Here is an 18046-nt window from a genome sequence, read left to right as displayed (position 1 = left end):
TTTTGAAGGGAAAGGGCGGGCCGTGGCAGCCAGCCGAGACGGAGATGATAGTCAGGCGGGGCAGGGGCGCAGTGCCTGCAGCCGCTCATCCAGCAGCGCCCAGAAATCCGCCGGCAGCTGCAATTGCAGCGCAACCGCCCAGGCCTGGGGATGGGTGCGCCACAGCTTGACGGCATCTTTTTCGGTGCAGACCAGCGGGTCTTCGTTGCGCCCCAGGCGCTGGAAGCTCTCAAAATTATAGTGATCCGGCAGCGCCTGGACATGCTCCAGCGTCAGGCCTTGCTCGCGGGTCAGCATGGAGAAAAAGCCCTCGGGCCGGGCCACGGCGGCCACGGCCTCCACGGGTCGTCCGCGCAGGGTCGCCAGGGGAATGCGCTCGCCTTGGGCATTGACGGCTTCGCTGGACAGCTGGCGCTGCATGGCAAACGCGGGGGCGTCGGTGTCGGGGGCTGCGCCTGCATGCAGCACGGCGGTGACGGGGCGCGGCCAGGGTTCGCGCAGCGGGCCGGCCGGCAGCAGCCAGCCATTGCCGATGCCGTCGTCGTTGAAGACGCACAGCTCGATGTCGCGGGCCAGGGCCAGGTGCTGCAGGCCGTCGTCGCTGATGACCACATCCACCTGGGGATGGCGGGCGCGCAGGGCCTGGACGGCCTCGATGCGCTTGCGGGCCACGAAGACCGGCACGCCGCTGGCGCGCGCCAGCAGTGCGGGCTCGTCGCCCACATCGGCGGGGGCGCTGTCAGGATGGGCTTCGCGGCAGTCGTCCGTGCTGCGGCCATAGCCGCGCGAGACGATTCCAGGGTTCCAGCCGCCATCCTGCAGATGGCGGGCCAGGGCGAGCGTGACGGGGGTTTTTCCGGCGCCGCCCGCAATCACGTTGCCGACGACGATGACCGGAATGCCGGCCTGGCCTGCACGCCTGAAACCCAGTGCATAGGGCAGCCGATGCAGGCCCAGCAGGGCACGGTACAGCAGGGACAGGGGGAAGAGGGCGCAGGCCAGCGGGCCGCGGTGGCGCCAGGCCGCGCGAAGCCCCCGGGCTGCGGGGGCAGGACCAGTCCGGGGCATGGCGGCCTTGCCTTCAGCGCCCGGCGCTGGCCGAGGTCTGCGTGGCGAAGGTGATCTGGGACAGTCCGGCGCGGCGCGAGGCTTCCATCACCGATACCACGGACTGGTGCGGCGCAGTGGCATCGGCGCTGATGATGACCACGCTGTCCTTGCCGGCGACGGCCGCTGCGGCCAGCGCCTGGGTCAGGCCGGTGACGCTGCGGTCTTCCACGGCGGTCTTGTTGATGGCATAGCGGCCATCGGCTGCGATGGCGACGATGATTTCGCGGGGCCGGTCGCGCTGCTGCTCGACGTCGGCCACCGGAAGGGTCAGCTGCAGCTCGGTGAACTTGCTGTAGGTGGTGGACAGCATCAGAAAGATCAGCACCACCAGCAGCACGTCGATGAACGGGATCAGGTTGATCTCGGGCTCGTCACGGCGGCGGGGACGGAAGTTCATGTCAGGTCTCTCGCGTGCTGGTTCACTTGCCGCCGACGCGGGTGAGGTGGCGCACGAACTGTTCGGAAGCCAGCTCCATGCCCAGCAGGTAGCCGTCGACGCGGGCGCGGAAGTAGCGCCAGAAGATCAGGGCCGGAATGGCGACGATCAGGCCGAAGGCCGTGTTGTACAGGGCGATGGAGATGCCGGCCGCCAGCTGGGCGGGGTTGCTGCCGCCGGTGGCCGATGCGCCGCCTTGCGAGCCGAAGATCTCGATCATGCCGATCACCGTGCCCAGCAGGCCCAGCAAAGGGGCGGCAGAGGCGATGGTGGCCAGTGCGCTCAGGTGCTTTTCCAGCGTGTGGGCGGCGGCGCGGCCGGCGCCTTCCATGGACGCGCGCAGCTCTTCCTCGCTGCTGTCCGGATGGGCCTGCAGTGCGCGCAGCCCGCTGGCCAGGACCTCGCCCAGCGTGGAGTTCTGTGCCAGTTGCTGCACGACTTCCTGACTGGGCAGGCCGCGCGAGGACACGGAAATCGCCTCGCCCAACAGGGCAGGCGGCGCAACACGGGCTGTTTTCAGCGCCACGAAGCGTTCAAAGACCAGGGCCAGAGCCAGGATGGAGCAGGCAATCAGTGGCCAGATCGGCCAGCCTGCGGCTTGTATGATCGACAGCAAGTTGTTTTCCCCCCGCGTTTAACTGCAGCCGACGATTATGGCCCAGCCATGTGGCCGGTCCAGGCGTCCCGGCTGCGCGATCGGCCTAAAACTGTGACCGGGCGCAGCATCCAGGCAACGGGCGGTGTCCCGGTTTCCGGCCTCGGGCTTGCTCATATAGCACAATTTTCTGTGGATAACTTTGTTATCAAGCTGCCTGCGCAGATGCGGCGGCGACGGCGAATGACCACTGTGACAAATGTGAATTCTTTGTTTCAGTAAAAAATCTCTTATTAATCAAATGCTTGCGAGGTATTCTTGAGATTGCTTGTGCAAATCACCGCCAAAGTGCCTCTTCAATGCTGCATCTGCCGGCCTGTGGAGAATGTTGCACTGCATGCTGACCGGGAGCCCGCATGAGCGGTGCATTTGGCGCAATGAATCCAGCAGCGGCGCCGCTGGTCTGGGAAGTCGGCGCGCTGTGCCGCGCCGTGAGCGATGCCTTGCAGGCGCGCTTCAATCCGGTGGCGGTGCGCGGCGAGATCAGCGGCTTCTCGCGCGCGGCCAGCGGCCATTGCTACTTCAGCATCAAGGACGCCGGCGGGCAGATCCGCTGCGCCATGTTCCGGCGCGCGGCCCAGCTCATGGACTTTTCGCCGCGCGATGGCGAGCTGGTCGAGTTGCGGGGCCGGCTGGGTGTCTACGAGCAGCGCGGTGATCTGCAACTGGTCGTCGAAAGCATGCAGCGTGCAGGCCAGGGCGCACTGTTCGAGCAGTTCCTGCGGCTGAAGGCGCAGCTGGAGGCCGAAGGCCTCTTCGATGCGGCGCGCAAGCGCAGCCTGCCGCCGCTGCCGCGCGGCATTGGCGTGGTGACTTCGCCGGGGGCTGCCGCGCTGCACGACGTGATCACCGCGCTGCGCCGCCGCGTGCCCCACATCCCCGTGGTGCTGGTGCCGGCCCTGGTGCAGGGCGCGCAGGCGCCGGCCTCGCTGATCGACGCGCTGCAAAGGCTTTATGGGCTGGCGCAGGAAGGCGCGGGATCGGTGGCCGGCGCGCCGCACATCGACACCATCTTGCTGGTGCGCGGCGGCGGCTCCATCGAAGACCTCTGGGCCTTCAATGACGAGCGCCTGGCCCGCACCATCGTGCAAAGCCCGGTGCCGCTGATCAGCGGCGTGGGGCACGAGACCGACTTCACCATTGCCGACTTCTGCGCCGACCTGCGCGCGCCCACGCCCACGGCGGCGGCAGAGTTGGTGAGTCAGCCGCGCGACGTCTGGCTGGGTGCGCTGCAGCTCATGCAGGGCCGGCTGGAGGACGGGGTGCAACGGCTGCTGGACCGCCAGCAGCAGCGCCTTGACCTGGCGTCGCAGCGCCTGGGCCGGCCCAGCGAACAGCTGGCGCGCAGCCGGCTGCAGCTCAGCCGCCAGGCGCAGCGCCTGCGCCATGACATGCAGTTGAGGCTGCAGCGCATGGACCACGCGGGGCAGGGCCTGCAGGCGCAGCTGCCTGCGGGCATGCGCCGCGGCCTGGACAGGCGCGCGGACCACCTGGCGCGCATGGAGCTTCGCCTGCAACTGCTGGACCCGCGCCTGGTGCTGCAGCGCGGCTATGCCCTGCTCACCGATACCGAGGGCCATCCCGTGACCGAGGCGCGCCGTGCGCCACCGGGCACGGCGCTGCAGGCGCAACTGGCGGACGGCTGCCTGGACCTGGTGGTGACGCAGCCGCGCCTGCTCTGAACTGCGGCCCGCTGTGTGCAGCGTTCGGCGTGCAGGGAGTGGCGGGCGGCAGGCGGTATCCGTGTAGGCCGATTGGCCGGATTGCGGTCAATTCACATCCACCCTCGCGGCAGCGGGCCAAGATGGCCGATTTGGAGCGCGCTTTCGCCGCAGGGTCACGAACTTGTTCCTACAATGCCCGTTCGGGTGCGTGAGGGCCAGGGCTCGCAGCAATGCGCGCAATGCAGGCCCCGCGCGACGGTCACGGCAGGCGCTGCAGGCGCTCTGCGCAACAGGTGCTGGCCCGTCCTAAAAGATTTCAACCACGAAGGAAACACCATGGAACATACCTTGCCCCCTCTGCCCTATGCGATTGACGCGCTGGCGCCCCACTACAGCCAGGAAACGCTGGAGTACCACCATGGCAAGCACCACAACGCCTATGTGGTGAACCTGAACAATCTGCAAAAGGGCACCGAATTCGAAAGCATGACCCTGGAAGAGATCGTCAAGAAGTCTTCCGGCGGCATCTACAACAACGCAGCCCAGATCTGGAACCACACCTTCTTCTGGAACTGCATGGCCCCCAACGGTGGCGGCGAGCCCACCGGCGCCCTGGCTGACGCCATCAACAAAAAGTGGGGCAGCTATGCCGCCTTCAAGGAAGCCTTCGTGAAGTCGGCCGTGGGCAACTTCGGCTCCGGCTGGACCTGGCTGGTGAAGAAGGCCGATGGCTCGGTGGACATCGTCAACACCGGCGCCGCCGGCACGCCCCTGACCACGCAAGACAAGGCCCTGCTGACCGTGGACGTCTGGGAACACGCCTACTACATCGACTACCGCAACCTGCGTCCCAAGTTCGTCGAGACCTTCCTCGACAAGCTGGTGAACTGGAAGTTTGCCGAGCAGAACTTCGCCTGATCGAAGCAGCTGCCAGCAATGTGCACGCGCAACGTGCACGCAGCGCCCAAAAAGCCCCGAAAGGGGCTTTTTTGCTTTCTGGCTGAGGCCGGGGTGCCGCCGTTCAGCGGCGCTGACCGCGCAGCCGCCACCCCGTCCACAGCGCCGTGCACACCAGCAGCAGCGTGGCGCCGGCGATCACGGCGCTGAAACCCTGGCCGAAGGCCGTGCGTGCCAGTTCGGTCAACTGGTGCGCGGCCTGAGGCCTCAGCTGTTCGGCGGCCAGCAGGGCTTCGTCCAGGCTGTCGCGCACGGAATCGGGCAGGGCCAGGCCCAGCCCCTCAGGCAGGCGCAAAGAGCCTGCGTACACGGCCGACAGCAGGCTGCCCATCAGCGTCACGCCCAGGGCGCCGCCCAGCTCGTATGACACCTCCTCGACCGAAGCCGCCATGCCTGCACGGTCTGCGGGTGCGCTTTGCATGATGGTGCTCGATGCCGTGGTCATGGCCGCGCCTATGCCCAGGCCCAGCAGGGCCAGCGCCCCCGCCTGCGGCCACCAGCCCATGTCATGGACCAGCAGGTAGCCGCCCATGCCCAGGCCCGACAGCAACAGGGAGGCCGGCAGCATGCGGGCCCCACCCAGTCGCGGCAGCCAGTGGCCTGCGACGGGGCCGGCAACAAAGGCGGCCAGCGGCAGCGGCAGCACGGCCAGGCCCGCCTGCAGCGGAGACAGGCCCTGCACCAACTGCAGGCGCTGGCTGAAGACCAGTTCCATGCCGATCAGCGCGGCCGCAGCCACCAGGGCCGAGGCCACGGCCGTGGCAAAGGCCGGGTTGCGGAACAGGGCGAAGTCCAGCAGCGGGTCGCTGCTGCGCCGCTGGCGCCGCACGAACAGGGCAAGAAAGCCCAGGCCCAGCACCAGGGTCACGGCGGCCAGGACCCAGTCGGGCGATTGCTTGCCGGCCTCCTTGATCGCGTAGGTGCTTGCCACCAGGCCTGCCATGACCTGCAGCGAGCCCACAAAGTCCCAGGGCCGCTGCGAGGTGGCGCCGCCTGCGGGAATCAGCCACCAGGCCAGGGGCAGGGCCAGCAGCACGATGGGCACGTTGATCAGGAACACCGAGCCCCACCAGAAATACTCCAGCAGCAGCCCGCCCACCACGGGGCCGAAGGCCGCACCGCCCGATGCCACCGAGGCCCAGATGCCGATGGCCAGCGCGCGCTCGCGCTCATCGGCAAAGCTCAGGCGGATCAGGGACAGCGTGGCCGGCATCATCATGGCCGCGCCCACGCCCAGCAGCGCGCGCGCCGCAATCAGCAGGGCGGGCGAGGGCGCAAAGGCCGCGCACAGCGATGCCAGGCCGAACACGCACAGCCCGGCCATGAACAGCCGCTTGTGGCCGAGCCTGTCGCCCAGCGTGCCCATGCCCAGCAGCAGGCCGGAAACCACCAGGGCATAGATATTGACGATCCACAGCTTGGCGGAGGCCGTGGCCGCCAGGTCATGCGTGAGGCGCGGCAGTGCCGTGTAGAGCACCGTCATGTCGATGACGATGAGCAGCAGCGCCACCGAGACGATGGCCAGCACCAGCCAGCGGCGCGGGTCGGCCGCCAGAGATTTGGAGGGATGCCCCGCAGCGGGGACCCGGGTTTGCGTCGTGAACGCCATAAAGCACCTGTTTGCCCCTGGCCTTGTGGGCCGGAGCTTCCTTTGGATGAAAGCCGCAGTTTCCATCAATAAAATGCTTTATCAAAGTTTAATTCAATCAATAAAATTGATGGATGGAATGGACACTGGACAGACTGAGGCATTTCGTGGCGGTGGCCGAGGCCGGCACCATGACCGAGGCTGCGCGCCGCCTGGGCCGTGCGCAATCGGCCGTGAGCACGGCCATCGGCCTGCTGGAGGCCGATCTGGGGCTGGAGCTGTTCGACCGTGTGGGACGCCATGTGCGGCTCACGGCCGCAGGCGAGGTCATGCTGCTGGAGGCCCGGTCCCTGCTGCACCAGGCCCAGGCCATGGACCACCGCGCACGCGCCCTGGCCGCAGGCGGGCAGGCGCGCCTGGCCGTTGCGCTGGACGAGGCATTGCCCTATGTGCCGCTGGCCCAGCTGTTCAAGGAGCTGGCGGCACGCTTTCCGGCCATGGAGCTGACCGTGCTGAACGGCACGGCCTCCGAAGTGGCCGAGCATGTGGCGGCGCAGCGTGCCCAGGTCGCCTTCCAGTTCGACCGAGCGCCTGCGCCGGCCACCTGTGCCCAGCGCCATATCGGCAGCGTGCCGCAGACCATTTGCGTGGCCAAGGGCCATGTGCTCGATGGCGCAGAGTCCTTGACGCGCAGGCAGCTGGCCGCGCACCGCCAGTTGCTGATGCACATCGAGGGCGTGGAGGACACCGTGCTCAGTCCCGCCGTCTGGCGCTCCAACAGCTTCTATGTGATTGCCGACATGGTGGCCGACGGCCTGGGCTGGGCCATCCTGCCGGTCAATATTGCCGAGTTCGGCGATCTGCGCCCGCATCTGCGGCAACGCGCCTGCGAGGGGCTGGCGCTGCCGCCGCTGACCGTGCGCATGCTCTGGCTGGAAGGGCTGGCGCCCGGGGTCGAAGCGCTGTGGATGCGCCAGCGCCTGGCCGAGCTGCTGGCCTTGATGGCCACGGCCTGAGCGGTCTGGGCTGGCGCGGGCGTTGGGGCCGTGTTCAGGTGCAGGCAGCGGCTGCGTCTTCGGCAGGCGGGCTCTCTTTCGTTCGTGCCTGGCGTGCGGCCAGCACGCCCAGGGCCCACATGACAGCACCGGCCAGCAGCGCCACCACGAAGGAGATGCGCGCGCCCCACAGGTCGGTGGCCCAGCCGGCGGCGGCCGCGCCCAGGGCCACGCCCATGGCAATGCCGGTCAGCAGCCAGGTCATGCCCTCCGTCAGGCGCTGGGGCGGCACCTGCTGCTCCACCAGGCCCATGGCCACGGTGATGGTCGGGCCGAAGGTAATGCCGGCCAGCAGCACGGCCAGGGTCAGCGTGAACACATTGGTGGCCAGCAGCAGGGGCACGGCCGTGATGCAGACCGAGGCGCCCACCCAGGCGATCTGGCGGTGCAGCGGCGCCTTCAGGCGCAGCGTGCCGAACACCAGTCCCATCACGCAGGAGCCCAGCGCATAGAACGACAGCACGATGCTGGCCGCCGCCGGCTGGCCCTGCTGCGTGGCAAAGGCCACGCTGGCCACGTCGATGGTGCCCACGATGATGCCCTGGGCCAGCATGAACAGCGCCAGCGTGCGTACCACGGGATGGCGGGCCAGCGACTGCTGGCGCGTGCGCCGCTGCGATGTGTCCACGGGTGGCTCTGTACGGCGCTGGGCCACGAACAGCGCCACGCCCACCAGCAGCAGCAAGGAGGCGGCCAGCGGCCCGGCCTCGGGGAACAGCACCATGCTCAGGCCGACCGACAGGGGCGGGCCGACGATGAAGCAGACATCGTCCAGCACGGCCTCCAGCGCATAGGCCGTCTGCAGTTGTGGCGTGCCGCGCAGCAGCACGGTCCAGCGCGCACGCACCATGGCCGGCATGCTGGGCAGGGCACCCACCAGCGCTGCCAGCACCAGCAGCAGCCACTCCGGTCCCTGCCAATGCGCGCAGGCCAGCAGCGCAAACATGGCGGCAGCACTCACGGCCGCTGCCCAGGGCAGGACCTTGCGCTGGCCATGGCGGTCCACCAGGGCCGAGATGCGGGGCGCCAGCACCGCGATGGACAGCGCAAAGCAGGCGGCGACCGCGCCGGCCAGCGTGTAGGCGCCGCGCTGCTGGGACAGCATGGTGATCAGGCCGATACCCGTCATGGAAAGGGGCAGGCGGGCCAGGAGACCGGCCAGCACAAAGGCGGCCGTGCCGGGCCGGGAGAACAGCTGGCGGTAGGCGTGGAACATGGAAACCTCGGAAGACGGACAGGCCGCTGCAATCACATACGCGGCGTATGTCAGCGATTCTACGGGTTGCCCATGACGCGCCGTATCATTGGCATACGTTTTGTATGTGAATGGAGTGCGCCATGCGCAAAAGCCGGGCCAGCATGATCGAGGAGACACGCGCCAAGCTCATCGAGGCTGCGCGCGAGGCCTTTGGCAGCCAGGGCTATGCCCAGGCCTCCATGGACGAACTGACGGCCAAGGCCGGCCTGACGCGCGGCGCGCTGTACCACCATTTCGGCGGCAAGCCGGGCCTGCTGGCCGCCGTGGTGGCGCAGATGGATGCCGAGATGGACGCACGCCTTGAGCAGGTGCTGGCCGACCATGCAGATCCCTGGGAGGGGTTCCTGGCCTACTGCCGTGCCTACCTGGCCATGGCGCAGGAGGGCGAGATACGCCGCATCGTGCTGCAGGATGCGCGCGCCGTGCTGACGGGCACGGACCAGGGCGAGCAGCACCGTGCCTGCATCGCCTTCGTGGCCGGCTACCTGGAGCAGCTCATGGAGCGCGGCGTGATCGTGCGGGCCAATCCGCTGGCCATGTCGCGCCTGCTCAATGGCTGCCTGGTGGAGTCGGCATTCTGGATTGCCGAGGAAGGGGCACCCCCCGAACGCCTGCAGCAGGCGCTGCAGGCGCTGGAGCTGACGCTCAAGGGGTGGAAGGCGCCTGCGAGGGGCTGAGCGCCCTCGCTCGCGCTTCACTCGTACTTCTTTTCCAGCGCGTCCCAGAACGGCTTGTTGACCAGGCGCTGGCGCTCGGCAAAGGGGGCGACCACAGCGGGGTTCTCGTCCACCCTGCGCTCGTTGCGCAGTTGGCCCAGCGCCTTTTGCATGCCGGCCACGGCGCCTTGCAGCGCGGCATTGGCATACAGCACCAGGCCATAGCCCAGGTCTGCCAGCTCGCCCGCGTCGGTGATGGGCGTCTTGCCTCCGATCACCATGTTCATCAGCTGCGGCGTGGACAGGCGCCGGGGCAGGGCGCGGATTTCTTCGGCCTGGGTCACGGCCTCCACGAAGAGGATGTCGGCTCCCGCCTCGGCAAAGCGCTGGGCGCGCTCGACGGCAGCCTCGAAGCCCTGCGTGGCGCAGGCATCGGTGCGCGCCATGATCAGCGTGCCCTGGTCGCGGCGCGCGTCCACGGCGGCCTTGATCTTGCCCAGCATTTCCTCGGTGGAAATCACTTCCTTGCCATTGAAATGGCCGCAGCGCTTGGGGCTGATCTGGTCCTCGATCTGGATGCAGTCGGCGCCCGCGCGCTCCAGCGTGCGCACGGCGTGGTAGGTGTTGAGCGCGTTGCCGAAGCCGGTGTCGGCATCGACGATCAGCGGCAGATCCACCGCGTCGCGGATGCGGGCCGTGTGGTCGGCGATGTCGGTCAGGCCCATGAAGGCCTGGTCGGGCAGGCCGAACCACATATTGGTCACGCCGGCGCCGGTCACATAGATGGCCTCGAAGCCGAGATCGGCCACGACGCGCGCGGACAGTGCGTTGAATGCGCCGGGCACGAGCACGCCGCGGCGCGCTTCGGCCAGGGCCTTGAGTTGTTGCTTGGTGTTCATGGAGGGTTCTGTCGGATGAGGAAAAGTGCTGCGCGGGTGGGCGCTCAGTCCAGCGTGATGTTGGCGTTCTTGATCACCGGGCCCCACTTGGCGCGTTCGGCCTCGATGAACTTGCCGTAGGCCTGGGGTGTGCCGCCCATGACCATGCCGCCCGTGTTCTCGATCATGGCGCGCACCTCCGCGTCCTTGAGGGCCTCGTTCACGGCCTTGTTCAGGCGCTCGATCACGGCCGGCGGCGTGCTGGCCGGCGCGATCATGCCCAGCCAGTTGTACGACTCGAAGCCCTTGATGCCCGCCTCATCCAGCGTGGGCACGCTGGGCAGTACTTTCAGGCGCTGCTTGCTGGACACGGCCAGGGCCTTGACCTTGTCGCCCTGGATGGCGGGCAGGGCCGCATAGCCCATCTCGAACATGAAGGCCAGGTGGCCGCCCATCAGGTCGGTGGCCGCCAGCGCGCCGCCCTTGTAGGGCACATGGACCATTTCCGTGCGCGTCTGGAAGGCCAGCAGCTCGCCCGACAGGTGGTGGGCACCGCCCACACCCGACGATCCATAGGTCAGCGTGCCGGGCTTGCCCTTGGCTGCCGCGACCAGTTCGGCCACGGTCTTGAACGGCTGGTTGGGCGCCGTGGTCAGGATCAGCGGCGCCTCTTCGATCAGGATGATGGGCTGCAGGTCGCGTGCGGCGTTGTAGGGCAGCTTTTTCATCAGCATGGGATTGGTCACCAGCGGACCCGGCGAGCCGAAACCGAAGGTATGGCCGTCCGTGGCCTTGGCGATGGCATCCGTGCCCGTCACGCCGCCCGCGCCGCCGCGGTTGTCGATCACGATGGGCTGGCCCAGGCTCTGGCCTATCTTGTCGGCGATCTTGCGGGCCCGCGTATCGGCAAAGCCGCCGGCCGCATAGGGCACGATGAGCTTGATGGGGCGCGAGGGCCAGGCATCTGCGCCCTGGGCCATTGCGGTGGCGGGGGCGGCGAGCAGGGCGGCAGCGGCGGCGGTGGCGCTGAGGGCCAGGCCCATGCCCAGGCGGAGGGTGTTGCGGCGGGTATTCATGGTGTCTTGTCTCGGTTGGGATCGATGGTGATGGCGCAAGCGGTTCACTTTTCCTGCATGTTCGCGGCCTTGACGATCTCGCCCAGGCGCTTGCGTTCAGCGTCTGTGAACTTCACGAACTCGGCGCGCGTGCCGCCGATGGGCTCGATGCCCAGGCCCTTGAGCTTTTCCACGGTGGCCGGCTCCTTCATGGCCTTGTCCACGGCGGCGGACAGCTTGTCCAGGATGGCGGGCGGCGTCCCCTTGGGCGCATGGATGCCGGCCCAGTGCGCGATCTGCAGCTCGGCAAAGCCCTGCTCCACGGCGGTGGACAGCTGCGGATAGGCCGAGATGCGCTGCGTCCAGGTGGTGGCCAGGGCCTTGAACTTTCCTTCGTTGAGGATGTGGGGCAGGGCGATGATGCTGGCCTCCGACGTGCCCTCCACCTGCCCGCCCAGCACGGCCGTCGTGCTCTCCGACCCGCTCTTGTAGGGCACGGGCTGCAGCTGGGCGCCGTACTTCACGTTCAGCATCTCGGCCACGAAATGCGGCGTGCTGCCCGTGCCGGCCGTGGCGAAATTGAAGCCCTGGCCCTTCTTCGATGCCTCGACGAAATCGCGCAGGTTCTGGTAGGGCGCGTTCTTGGGAACCACGATCACGGACGGCGCCAGGCCGATCATGGCCACCGGAACCAGCGCATCGTCCTTGAACGGCATGGTCTTCTTGATCATGCTGTTGGAGATCACGCCGGCCGCGCTCACCAGCAGGGTGTAGCCGTCGGGCTGGGCCTTGGCCACGATGTCGGCGCCCACCGTGCCTCCCGCACCCGCGCGGTTGTCGACCACCACGGGCTGGCCCAGGATCCTGGACGCGCCTTCGGCAGCCGAGCGTGCCATCAGGTCATTGGCGCCGCCTGCCGAGAACGGCACCACCAGGCGAATGGGGCGGGTGGGCCAGGCATCGGCGGCGCCGGCAGCCCGTGCAGCGACGGAGCAGGTCACGCCGGCCAGCGGCAGCGCGGCGGCAAGCAGGGTGGCCAGGGCGGTGCGGCGGGGCAGGCGGGATGGCTGGTTCATGGGGTCTCCTGGAAATGCTTGAAATGATTGAAACGCCTGGCCTGTTGCAAGTGGAATGCCACCGGATCAAAGGGTAAACCCTTGATATCGCAAGTTGTTGATGTGAATGGGTTTTGTGTTTCTTGAAAAGCCTGCTCTGCAGGCATTCATCGATTCGCCCGGTGCGGTGTTGCATGAATGAAATAATCGGTTGCATGAATGAATCAGTTGTGCCTTCCATGCATGCAACCCCTTCCGGCCCCCGCGCAGCCTGGCCGCGCGTCGTCACCGTGGGCCGCCACCGCATCGGCCGCGTGCTGGAGCGCATGTCGCTGGCCGTGGGCGACCAGGTGCGCGTGGAGCATGTCAGCGCGGCCTTTGACGATGCCGTGCAGGCCGTGCGTGCGCTGCAGGCGGTCGAGCCCATAGACGCCCTGGTGGCCGCAGGGGCCAGCGGCGCCTGGGTGCGCGAGCGGGTTGATATCCCCGTCGTCATGATCGAGGTGCGCGGTTTCGATCTGCTGCAGGCGCTGGCCAGCGCACGTGCACTGGCCCAGTCCGGCGGCACGCCGCGCATCGGGCTGGTGTCGTTCGACCATCCCTCGCCGCATCTGGCCCAGTTCGACGCGCTGTTCGGCGCCGGCATTGCGCAGTTCAGCTACCACGGACCCGAAGATGCCCAGGCCTGCGTGCGTGCGCTGCAGGCTGCCGGCGTGGGCGCCGTCGTCGCGCCGGGCCTGGTGGCCGACCTGGCCGAGCAGGCCGGCATTCCCAGCGTGCTGCTGTACTCCGATGGCGCCGTGCTGCAGGCCCTGCGTGACGCCGTGCTGCTGGCCCGCCACCGCCATGCCGAGCGCGCCCGCCACCAGCGGCTGGAAACCGTGCTCGGCCAGTTGCAGGACGGCGTGGTCGCCGTGGACACGCAAGGCCGCATCCAGGCCCTGAACCCCACCATGGCCGCGCTGCTGGGCGCGCCCGCCAATGCGCTGCATGGCCGGCTGCTGGACGAGGTGGCACCCGCGCTGGCACTGGCACAGGCGCTGCAGTCGCAGTCCCTGGAGCCCGAAGGCAGTGAAGACGTGGTCCAGCTGGCCATGCGCACCCTGGTGGTACGGCGCGCGCCCATCGTGGAAAACGGCCAGCTCACGGGCGCCTTGCTGGTCTGCCGCGACCCGGCCACCATCCAGCGTGCCGACCGCCACCTGCGCGCCAACCGCAGCCTGCGCGGCGCGGGCGTGCGCTGGCGCATCGAAGACTACGCGGGCGACAGCGGGCCCGCCCAGCGCGTGCGCCGCCTGGCGCGCCAGTTCGCGGCCAGCGATGCCACCGTGCTCATCCAGGGCGACAGCGGCACGGGCAAGGAGTTGCTGGCCCAGGGCATGCACCGCGCCAGCCGGCGCGCGGCCCAGCCCTTCCTGGCGGTGAACTGCGCGGCCCTGGGCGAAAGCCTGCTGGAGAGCGAACTCTTCGGCTACGACGAAGGCGCTTTCACCGGCGCGCGGCGCGGCGGCAAGACCGGGCTGATCGAGGCGGCCCATACGGGCACCTTGTTCCTGGACGAGATCGGCGACATGCCGCTGGCCCTGCAGTCCCGCCTGCTGCGCGTGCTGCAGGAGCGCGAAGTGCTGCGCGTGGGCTCCACCACGCCCGTGCCGGTGGACCTGCGCGTCATCGCCGCCACGCACGCCGATCTGGCGGCCCTGGTCGAGCGCGGTGAATTCCGGCGTGACCTGTTCTACCGCCTGGCCGTGCTGCGCCTGTACATGCCCGGACTGCACGAACGCGGCCCGGCCGATGTCCAGGCCCTGGCCCGCGCCATGCTGGCGCGGCGCCTGCGCACGCAGTCGCTGCAGGCGGAAGGGCCATCGCTGGAGCCCTTGCTGGCGGCCTTGCTGGAGCTGGCATCCGGCCACCGCTGGCCCGGCAATGCGCGAGAGCTGGACAACTGGGTGGAACGCCTGCTGGCCTGCCGCCACGACCTGCGCGACAGCGCGGGCCGCGTGGACATGGGCCGCTTGCGGGAGCTGTTTCCTGAATGCGACGGGGCTGGGCAGGGTACCGTTCAGGCCCTGCCAGCGCAGCAGCGGCAACTGCAGTTGCGCGAGGCCCGGCGCGATGCTGAGCGCCAGCGCATGCGCGAAGTGCTGGAGCAGGTACGGGGCGACCAGCGCCGCGCCTGCGAGATCCTGGGCATCAGCCGGGCCACGCTGTGGCGCAGGCTCAGGGCGCCGGACTGATCAGGGTGCATGGCCACCCAGCCGCTCGGCCAGGAAATCCATCAGCACGCGCAGCTTCAGTGGCAGATGTCTGGTGGGCGGGTGAAGAATCCACAGCTGGCCGCTGTAGTTGGGCAGGAAGCTCCAGTCCGGCAGCACCTGCACGATGCGCCCGTCCGCCAGGGCCTCGCGTGCTGTGAAGCGGGGCAGGCTGGCGATGCCGATGTGCTGCAGCACGGCGTCCAGCCGCACACCGGTGTGGTTGGCGGCATAGCGCCCGCGCACGGCCACGGTGACGGTCTTGCCGCGGCCGCGCAGCTTCCAGTGCGCGTCGCCGGGCTCCTCTCCCAGGTAGATGCAGCTGTGGGCCTTGAGGTCCAGCGGATGCGCGGGCGTGCCGTGCCGGGCCAGGTACTGGGGCGAGGCGCACAGCAGATGGTCGATGTCCATCAGGTGGCGGCCCATGAGGCCTGGCGGCGGGTGGTTGGTGATGCGTATGGCCAGGTCCACGGGGTCATCGATCAGGTCCATGTAGCGGTCTTCCAGCCGCATTTGCACGTCGACCTCGGGATACAGGGCCAGGAAGTCGGGCATGTGGGGATGGACCACGGTATGGCCCACGGCCTTGGGCACGCTGATGCGCACCAGGCCGCGCGGCTGCGCGTCCTGAAGCAGGGATGCAGCCATGACGGCCTGCGCGGCGCCCACCATGTCCAGGCAGCGCGCATGCACTTCGCGGCCGGCCTCGCTCAGGCGCAGCTTGCGCGTGGTGCGTTCCAGCAGGCGCAGGCCCAGCGCCTTTTCCAGCCGCGCCACGCCCCGGCTGGTGGCCGATGGCGTGCTGCCCAGCTGGCGCGCGGCCTCGGAGAAGCTGCCCGTGTCCACCACCTTGACGAAGATGGCCATTTCTCCGAACAGGGGCAGGGCTTGATTTGTGCTCATGGCGCAAAGAATATTTGGAATACCGGGGGATTATCGCGATGGCAGCCCGGTTCTACACTGCCGCTCCATGCCTTTGCACACCTCCACTCCCCTCATCGAATCCCATGCCCTGGGGCAGGCCAGCGGCCAGAACATCTGGCTCAAGCTGGACGCGCTGCAGCCTTGCGGATCATTCAAGTTGCGCGGCATAGGCCATGCCTGCGAGACCCTGGCGGGCCAGGGCAAGAAGCGCTTTGTGGCCTCGTCGGGCGGCAATGCCGGCATTGCCGTGGCCTATGCGGGACGGCAGCTGTCGATGCCCGTCACCGTGGTCGTTCCCCAGACCACGACCGAGCATGCACGGGCATTGATCCGCGCCCAGGGCGCCGAGCTGATCGTGCATGGCACCGTCTGGGACGAGGCCAATGCGCTGGCCCAGTCCCTGCTGGGTGCCGACGATGCCTTTGTCCACCCGTTTGACGATCCGCTGCTGTGGGCCGGGCATTCCACCCTCGTCGACGAACTGGCCGCAGCCGGCTTCAAGCCCGACGCCGTGGTGCTGGCTGTGGGCGGCGGCGGCCTGCTGGCCGGCGTGGTGCAGGGCCTGGAGCGCCATGGCTGGACCGATGTGCCCGTGATCGCGGCGGAGACGGCCGGCGCCGATTCCCTGGCGCAGTCCCTGGCCCAGGGCCGCCGCGTACTGCTGGACCGCATCACCAGCGTGGCTACTTCGCTGGGCGCGCGCCAGGTCTGCCAGAGGGCCTTCGATCTGGCGCAGGTGCACCCCGTGCGCAGCGCCGTGGTGACGGATGCGCAGGCGCTGCAGGCCTGCCTGCGCTTCATTGACGACCATCGCCTGCATGTGGAGCCAGCCTGTGGCGCCGCGCTGGCCCTGGCCTACGGGCGCGCTCCTGCGTTGCAAGGCTTCCAGCGCGTGCTGGTGGTGGCCTGTGGCGGCACGACGAACACGCTGGAGCAGCTCCAGGCGTGGCGTGGGGCGGCGCTGGCAGCCGAGGCGTGAGCACGGACCCGGCCTGAAGTCCCGGCCCGCGCATTCATGCGGCGTTCAACACCTCACCGGGGACCCTGATCCAGCCTTCCATCAGGATGCGTGCGCTGCGGCTCATCAGGGCCTTGGTCACCTGCCACTGGCCGTTCACCAAACGGGCCTCGGCGCCCACGCGCAGCGTTCCGGAGGGGTGGCCAAAGCGCACGGCGCTGCGCTCGCCGCCGCCTGCCGCCAGATTCACCAGCGTGCCCGGCACGGCCGCTGCGGTGCCGATGGCCACGGCAGCCGTGCCCATCATGGCGTGGTGCAGCTTGCCCATGGACAGGGCGCGCACCAGCAGGTCCACGTCACCCGATTCAATGCGCTTGCCGCTGGATGCCGTGTAGGCGGCCGGTGGCGCCACAAAGGCGATCTTTGGCGTGTGCTGCCGTCTGGCGGCCTCGGCCAGGTCCTTGATCAGCCCCATCTGCAGCGCGCCGTGGGCGCGTATGGCCTCGAAGCGGGCCAGGGCCTCGTCGTCCGTGTTGATGGCGTCCTGCAGCTCGCAGCCCGTGTAGCCCAGGTCCTGGGCGTTCAGGAAGATGGTCGGAATGCCCGCGTTGATCAGCGTGGCCGCCAGACTGCCCACGCCGGGCACGTCCAGCCGGTCCACGAGGTGGCCTGTCGGGAACATGGCTCCGCCATCGTCTCCTTCATCGGCGGGATCCAGGAACTCCAGCGCCACTTCGGCGGCCGGGAAGGTCACGCCATCGAGCTCGAAGGAGCCGGTCTCCTGGACCTGGCCTTGCGTGATGGGCACATGGGCCACGATGGTCTTGGCGATGTTGGCCTGCCAGATGCGGATGGTGACCGTGCCGTTGCGAGGAATGCGCGCGGGATCTATCAGTCCCATGTGGATGGCGCAGGGCCCCACGGCGGCCGAGAGGTTGCCGCAGTTGCCGCTCCAGTCCACAAACGGCCGGTCGATGGCGACCTGGCCAAACAGATAGTCCACGTCATGGCCTTCCCGCGTACTGGGAGCCAGGATCACGGCCTTGCTGGTGCTGGACGATGCATTGCCCATGCCGTCGATCTGCTTGCCGTACGGGTCGGGGCTGCCCAGGGCGCGCAACAGGATGGCGTCGCGCACGGGTCCGGGGTGCCGGGCCGCCTCGGGCAGATCCTGCAGGCGAAAGAACACGCCCTTGCTGGTGCCGCCGCGCAGGTAGGTGGCAGAGATGCGCAACTGGGGAAGAAAGGTTTCGGGGATCGCGCCCATCTCAGGCCTCCTGTGCTGTTGTTCGTATCTGTGTCTGTTCTTGCGGTCTGCCGATCGCCGGAGCGCGCAGCCTCTGGCGGCGGTTGATGCCCATGGACGGTGTCCCCTGCGGTGTCAGGCGATGGCAGTAGGCCAGGTTTGTTGCAAGCGCCATGCCATCCGCATCAAGGGAAAACCCGTGCAAGCCTTGCAGCGCGCCAGCACAGGGCGTGTGCACTGCGGTGCTGGCTGCCGCCGCAACATTCGTTTCACTGTCGTTTCAAAATTGCTGCTTT

General features: G+C 68.5%; 16 protein-coding genes. 6 read left to right on the top strand and 10 right to left on the bottom strand.

The window, feature by feature from the left end:
• Window positions 1-51: 51 nt before the first annotated feature.
• Genes lpxK through AAN986_RS14590 form a run of 3 tightly spaced genes read right to left on the bottom strand, consistent with a single transcriptional unit; the run spans window position 52 to window position 2162 of the window.
• Window positions 52-1068, bottom strand: a complete 1017-nt coding sequence (gene lpxK / locus AAN986_RS14600) for a tetraacyldisaccharide 4'-kinase (RefSeq protein WP_047218138.1) — start codon at window positions 1066-1068, stop codon at window positions 52-54.
• A 13-nt stretch (window positions 1069-1081) separates the two neighbouring features.
• Complete coding sequence (locus tag AAN986_RS14595) at window positions 1082-1507, bottom strand: biopolymer transporter ExbD (RefSeq protein WP_012205405.1); 426 nt, start codon at window positions 1505-1507, stop codon at window positions 1082-1084.
• A 22-nt stretch (window positions 1508-1529) separates the two neighbouring features.
• A complete protein-coding gene (locus AAN986_RS14590; RefSeq protein ID WP_016445902.1) occupies window positions 1530-2162 on the bottom strand; it encodes a MotA/TolQ/ExbB proton channel family protein in 633 nt (210 codons plus the stop codon).
• Between the two features lie 395 nt (window positions 2163-2557).
• On the opposite strand from AAN986_RS14590, the gene xseA reads away from it, so the two are divergent.
• Complete coding sequence (xseA, locus tag AAN986_RS14585) at window positions 2558-3883, top strand: exodeoxyribonuclease VII large subunit (RefSeq protein WP_349335284.1); 1326 nt, start codon at window positions 2558-2560, stop codon at window positions 3881-3883.
• A 318-nt stretch (window positions 3884-4201) separates the two neighbouring features.
• A complete protein-coding gene (locus AAN986_RS14580; RefSeq protein WP_016445904.1) occupies window positions 4202-4783 on the top strand; it encodes a Fe-Mn family superoxide dismutase in 582 nt (193 codons plus the stop codon).
• A 103-nt stretch (window positions 4784-4886) separates the two neighbouring features.
• Here the strand turns inward: AAN986_RS14580 and AAN986_RS14575 are convergent, their stop codons facing one another.
• A complete protein-coding gene (locus tag AAN986_RS14575) occupies window positions 4887-6431 on the bottom strand; it encodes an MFS transporter (protein WP_017405017.1) in 1545 nt (514 codons plus the stop codon).
• A 113-nt stretch (window positions 6432-6544) separates the two neighbouring features.
• On the opposite strand from AAN986_RS14575, the gene AAN986_RS14570 reads away from it, so the two are divergent.
• Entirely contained in the window at window positions 6545-7426 is an 882-nt protein-coding gene (locus AAN986_RS14570) for a LysR family transcriptional regulator (RefSeq protein WP_047218136.1), read from the top strand.
• 34 nt (window positions 7427-7460) lie between these two features.
• Here AAN986_RS14570 and AAN986_RS14565 read toward each other — a convergent pair whose 3' ends face one another.
• Window positions 7461-8681, bottom strand: coding sequence for an MFS transporter (locus tag AAN986_RS14565; RefSeq protein ID WP_017405018.1), 1221 nt, complete (start codon window positions 8679-8681; stop codon window positions 7461-7463).
• 122 nt (window positions 8682-8803) lie between these two features.
• Between AAN986_RS14565 and AAN986_RS14560 the strand changes: the two genes are divergently transcribed.
• Window positions 8804-9400: a TetR/AcrR family transcriptional regulator gene (locus AAN986_RS14560; RefSeq protein WP_026062285.1), complete on the top strand. Its 597-nt coding sequence runs from the start codon at window positions 8804-8806 to the stop codon at window positions 9398-9400.
• 17 nt (window positions 9401-9417) lie between these two features.
• Here AAN986_RS14560 and AAN986_RS14555 read toward each other — a convergent pair whose 3' ends face one another.
• The 3 genes from AAN986_RS14555 to AAN986_RS14545 are packed head-to-tail and all read right to left on the bottom strand — an operon-like array spanning window position 9418 to window position 12388.
• Window positions 9418-10278 (bottom strand): isocitrate lyase/PEP mutase family protein, encoded by an 861-nt coding sequence (locus tag AAN986_RS14555; protein WP_017405020.1) that lies wholly within the window; start codon window positions 10276-10278, stop codon window positions 9418-9420.
• A gap of 44 nt (window positions 10279-10322) precedes the next feature.
• Window positions 10323-11333: a tripartite tricarboxylate transporter substrate binding protein gene (locus AAN986_RS14550; protein WP_047218135.1), complete on the bottom strand. Its 1011-nt coding sequence runs from the start codon at window positions 11331-11333 to the stop codon at window positions 10323-10325.
• A 44-nt stretch (window positions 11334-11377) separates the two neighbouring features.
• Window positions 11378-12388, bottom strand: a complete 1011-nt coding sequence (locus AAN986_RS14545) for a tripartite tricarboxylate transporter substrate binding protein (RefSeq protein WP_047218134.1) — start codon at window positions 12386-12388, stop codon at window positions 11378-11380.
• Window positions 12389-12606: 218 nt separating this feature from the next.
• On the opposite strand from AAN986_RS14545, the gene prpR reads away from it, so the two are divergent.
• Window positions 12607-14604, top strand: coding sequence for a propionate catabolism operon regulatory protein PrpR (prpR, locus tag AAN986_RS14540; protein ID WP_047218180.1), 1998 nt, complete (start codon window positions 12607-12609; stop codon window positions 14602-14604).
• Here prpR and AAN986_RS14535 read toward each other — a convergent pair whose 3' ends face one another.
• A complete protein-coding gene (locus AAN986_RS14535) occupies window positions 14605-15525 on the bottom strand; it encodes a LysR family transcriptional regulator (RefSeq protein ID WP_349335283.1) in 921 nt (306 codons plus the stop codon).
• A gap of 67 nt (window positions 15526-15592) precedes the next feature.
• On the opposite strand from AAN986_RS14535, the gene AAN986_RS14530 reads away from it, so the two are divergent.
• Window positions 15593-16525: a pyridoxal-phosphate dependent enzyme gene (locus AAN986_RS14530; protein WP_349335282.1), complete on the top strand. Its 933-nt coding sequence runs from the start codon at window positions 15593-15595 to the stop codon at window positions 16523-16525.
• Window positions 16526-16559: 34 nt separating this feature from the next.
• Here AAN986_RS14530 and prpF read toward each other — a convergent pair whose 3' ends face one another.
• Window positions 16560-17771, bottom strand: coding sequence for a 2-methylaconitate cis-trans isomerase PrpF (gene prpF / locus AAN986_RS14525; RefSeq protein WP_047218131.1), 1212 nt, complete (start codon window positions 17769-17771; stop codon window positions 16560-16562).
• Between the last annotated feature and the right edge of the window lie 275 nt (window positions 17772-18046).

The organism is Delftia sp. DS1230 (assembly GCF_040112715.1).
Classification (GTDB): domain Bacteria; phylum Pseudomonadota; class Gammaproteobacteria; order Burkholderiales; family Burkholderiaceae_C; genus Comamonas; species Comamonas tsuruhatensis.
The sequence above is the reverse complement of the archived record's forward strand: the minus strand, read 5'-3'. Positions and strand labels throughout refer to the sequence as shown.

Excerpts from the sequence above, each read along its gene's own strand:
- lpxK (WP_047218138.1), bottom strand. The coding sequence starts at position 1,068 with ATGCCCCGGACTGGTCCTGCCCCCGCAGCCCGGGGGCTTCGCGCGGCC.
- AAN986_RS14595 (WP_012205405.1), bottom strand. The coding sequence starts at position 1,507 with ATGAACTTCCGTCCCCGCCGCCGTGACGAGCCCGAGATCAACCTGATC.
- xseA (WP_349335284.1), top strand. The coding sequence starts at position 2,558 with ATGAGCGGTGCATTTGGCGCAATGAATCCAGCAGCGGCGCCGCTGGTC.
- AAN986_RS14580 (WP_016445904.1), top strand. The coding sequence starts at position 4,202 with ATGGAACATACCTTGCCCCCTCTGCCCTATGCGATTGACGCGCTGGCG.
- AAN986_RS14575 (WP_017405017.1), bottom strand. The coding sequence starts at position 6,431 with ATGGCGTTCACGACGCAAACCCGGGTCCCCGCTGCGGGGCATCCCTCC.
- AAN986_RS14570 (WP_047218136.1), top strand. The coding sequence starts at position 6,545 with ATGGAATGGACACTGGACAGACTGAGGCATTTCGTGGCGGTGGCCGAG.
- AAN986_RS14565 (WP_017405018.1), bottom strand. The coding sequence starts at position 8,681 with ATGTTCCACGCCTACCGCCAGCTGTTCTCCCGGCCCGGCACGGCCGCC.
- AAN986_RS14560 (WP_026062285.1), top strand. The coding sequence starts at position 8,804 with ATGCGCAAAAGCCGGGCCAGCATGATCGAGGAGACACGCGCCAAGCTC.
- AAN986_RS14555 (WP_017405020.1), bottom strand. The coding sequence starts at position 10,278 with ATGAACACCAAGCAACAACTCAAGGCCCTGGCCGAAGCGCGCCGCGGC.
- AAN986_RS14550 (WP_047218135.1), bottom strand. The coding sequence starts at position 11,333 with ATGAATACCCGCCGCAACACCCTCCGCCTGGGCATGGGCCTGGCCCTC.
- AAN986_RS14545 (WP_047218134.1), bottom strand. The coding sequence starts at position 12,388 with ATGAACCAGCCATCCCGCCTGCCCCGCCGCACCGCCCTGGCCACCCTG.
- prpR (WP_047218180.1), top strand. The coding sequence starts at position 12,607 with ATGCATGCAACCCCTTCCGGCCCCCGCGCAGCCTGGCCGCGCGTCGTC.
- AAN986_RS14535 (WP_349335283.1), bottom strand. The coding sequence starts at position 15,525 with ATGAGCACAAATCAAGCCCTGCCCCTGTTCGGAGAAATGGCCATCTTC.
- AAN986_RS14530 (WP_349335282.1), top strand. The coding sequence starts at position 15,593 with ATGCCTTTGCACACCTCCACTCCCCTCATCGAATCCCATGCCCTGGGG.
- prpF (WP_047218131.1), bottom strand. The coding sequence starts at position 17,771 with ATGGGCGCGATCCCCGAAACCTTTCTTCCCCAGTTGCGCATCTCTGCC.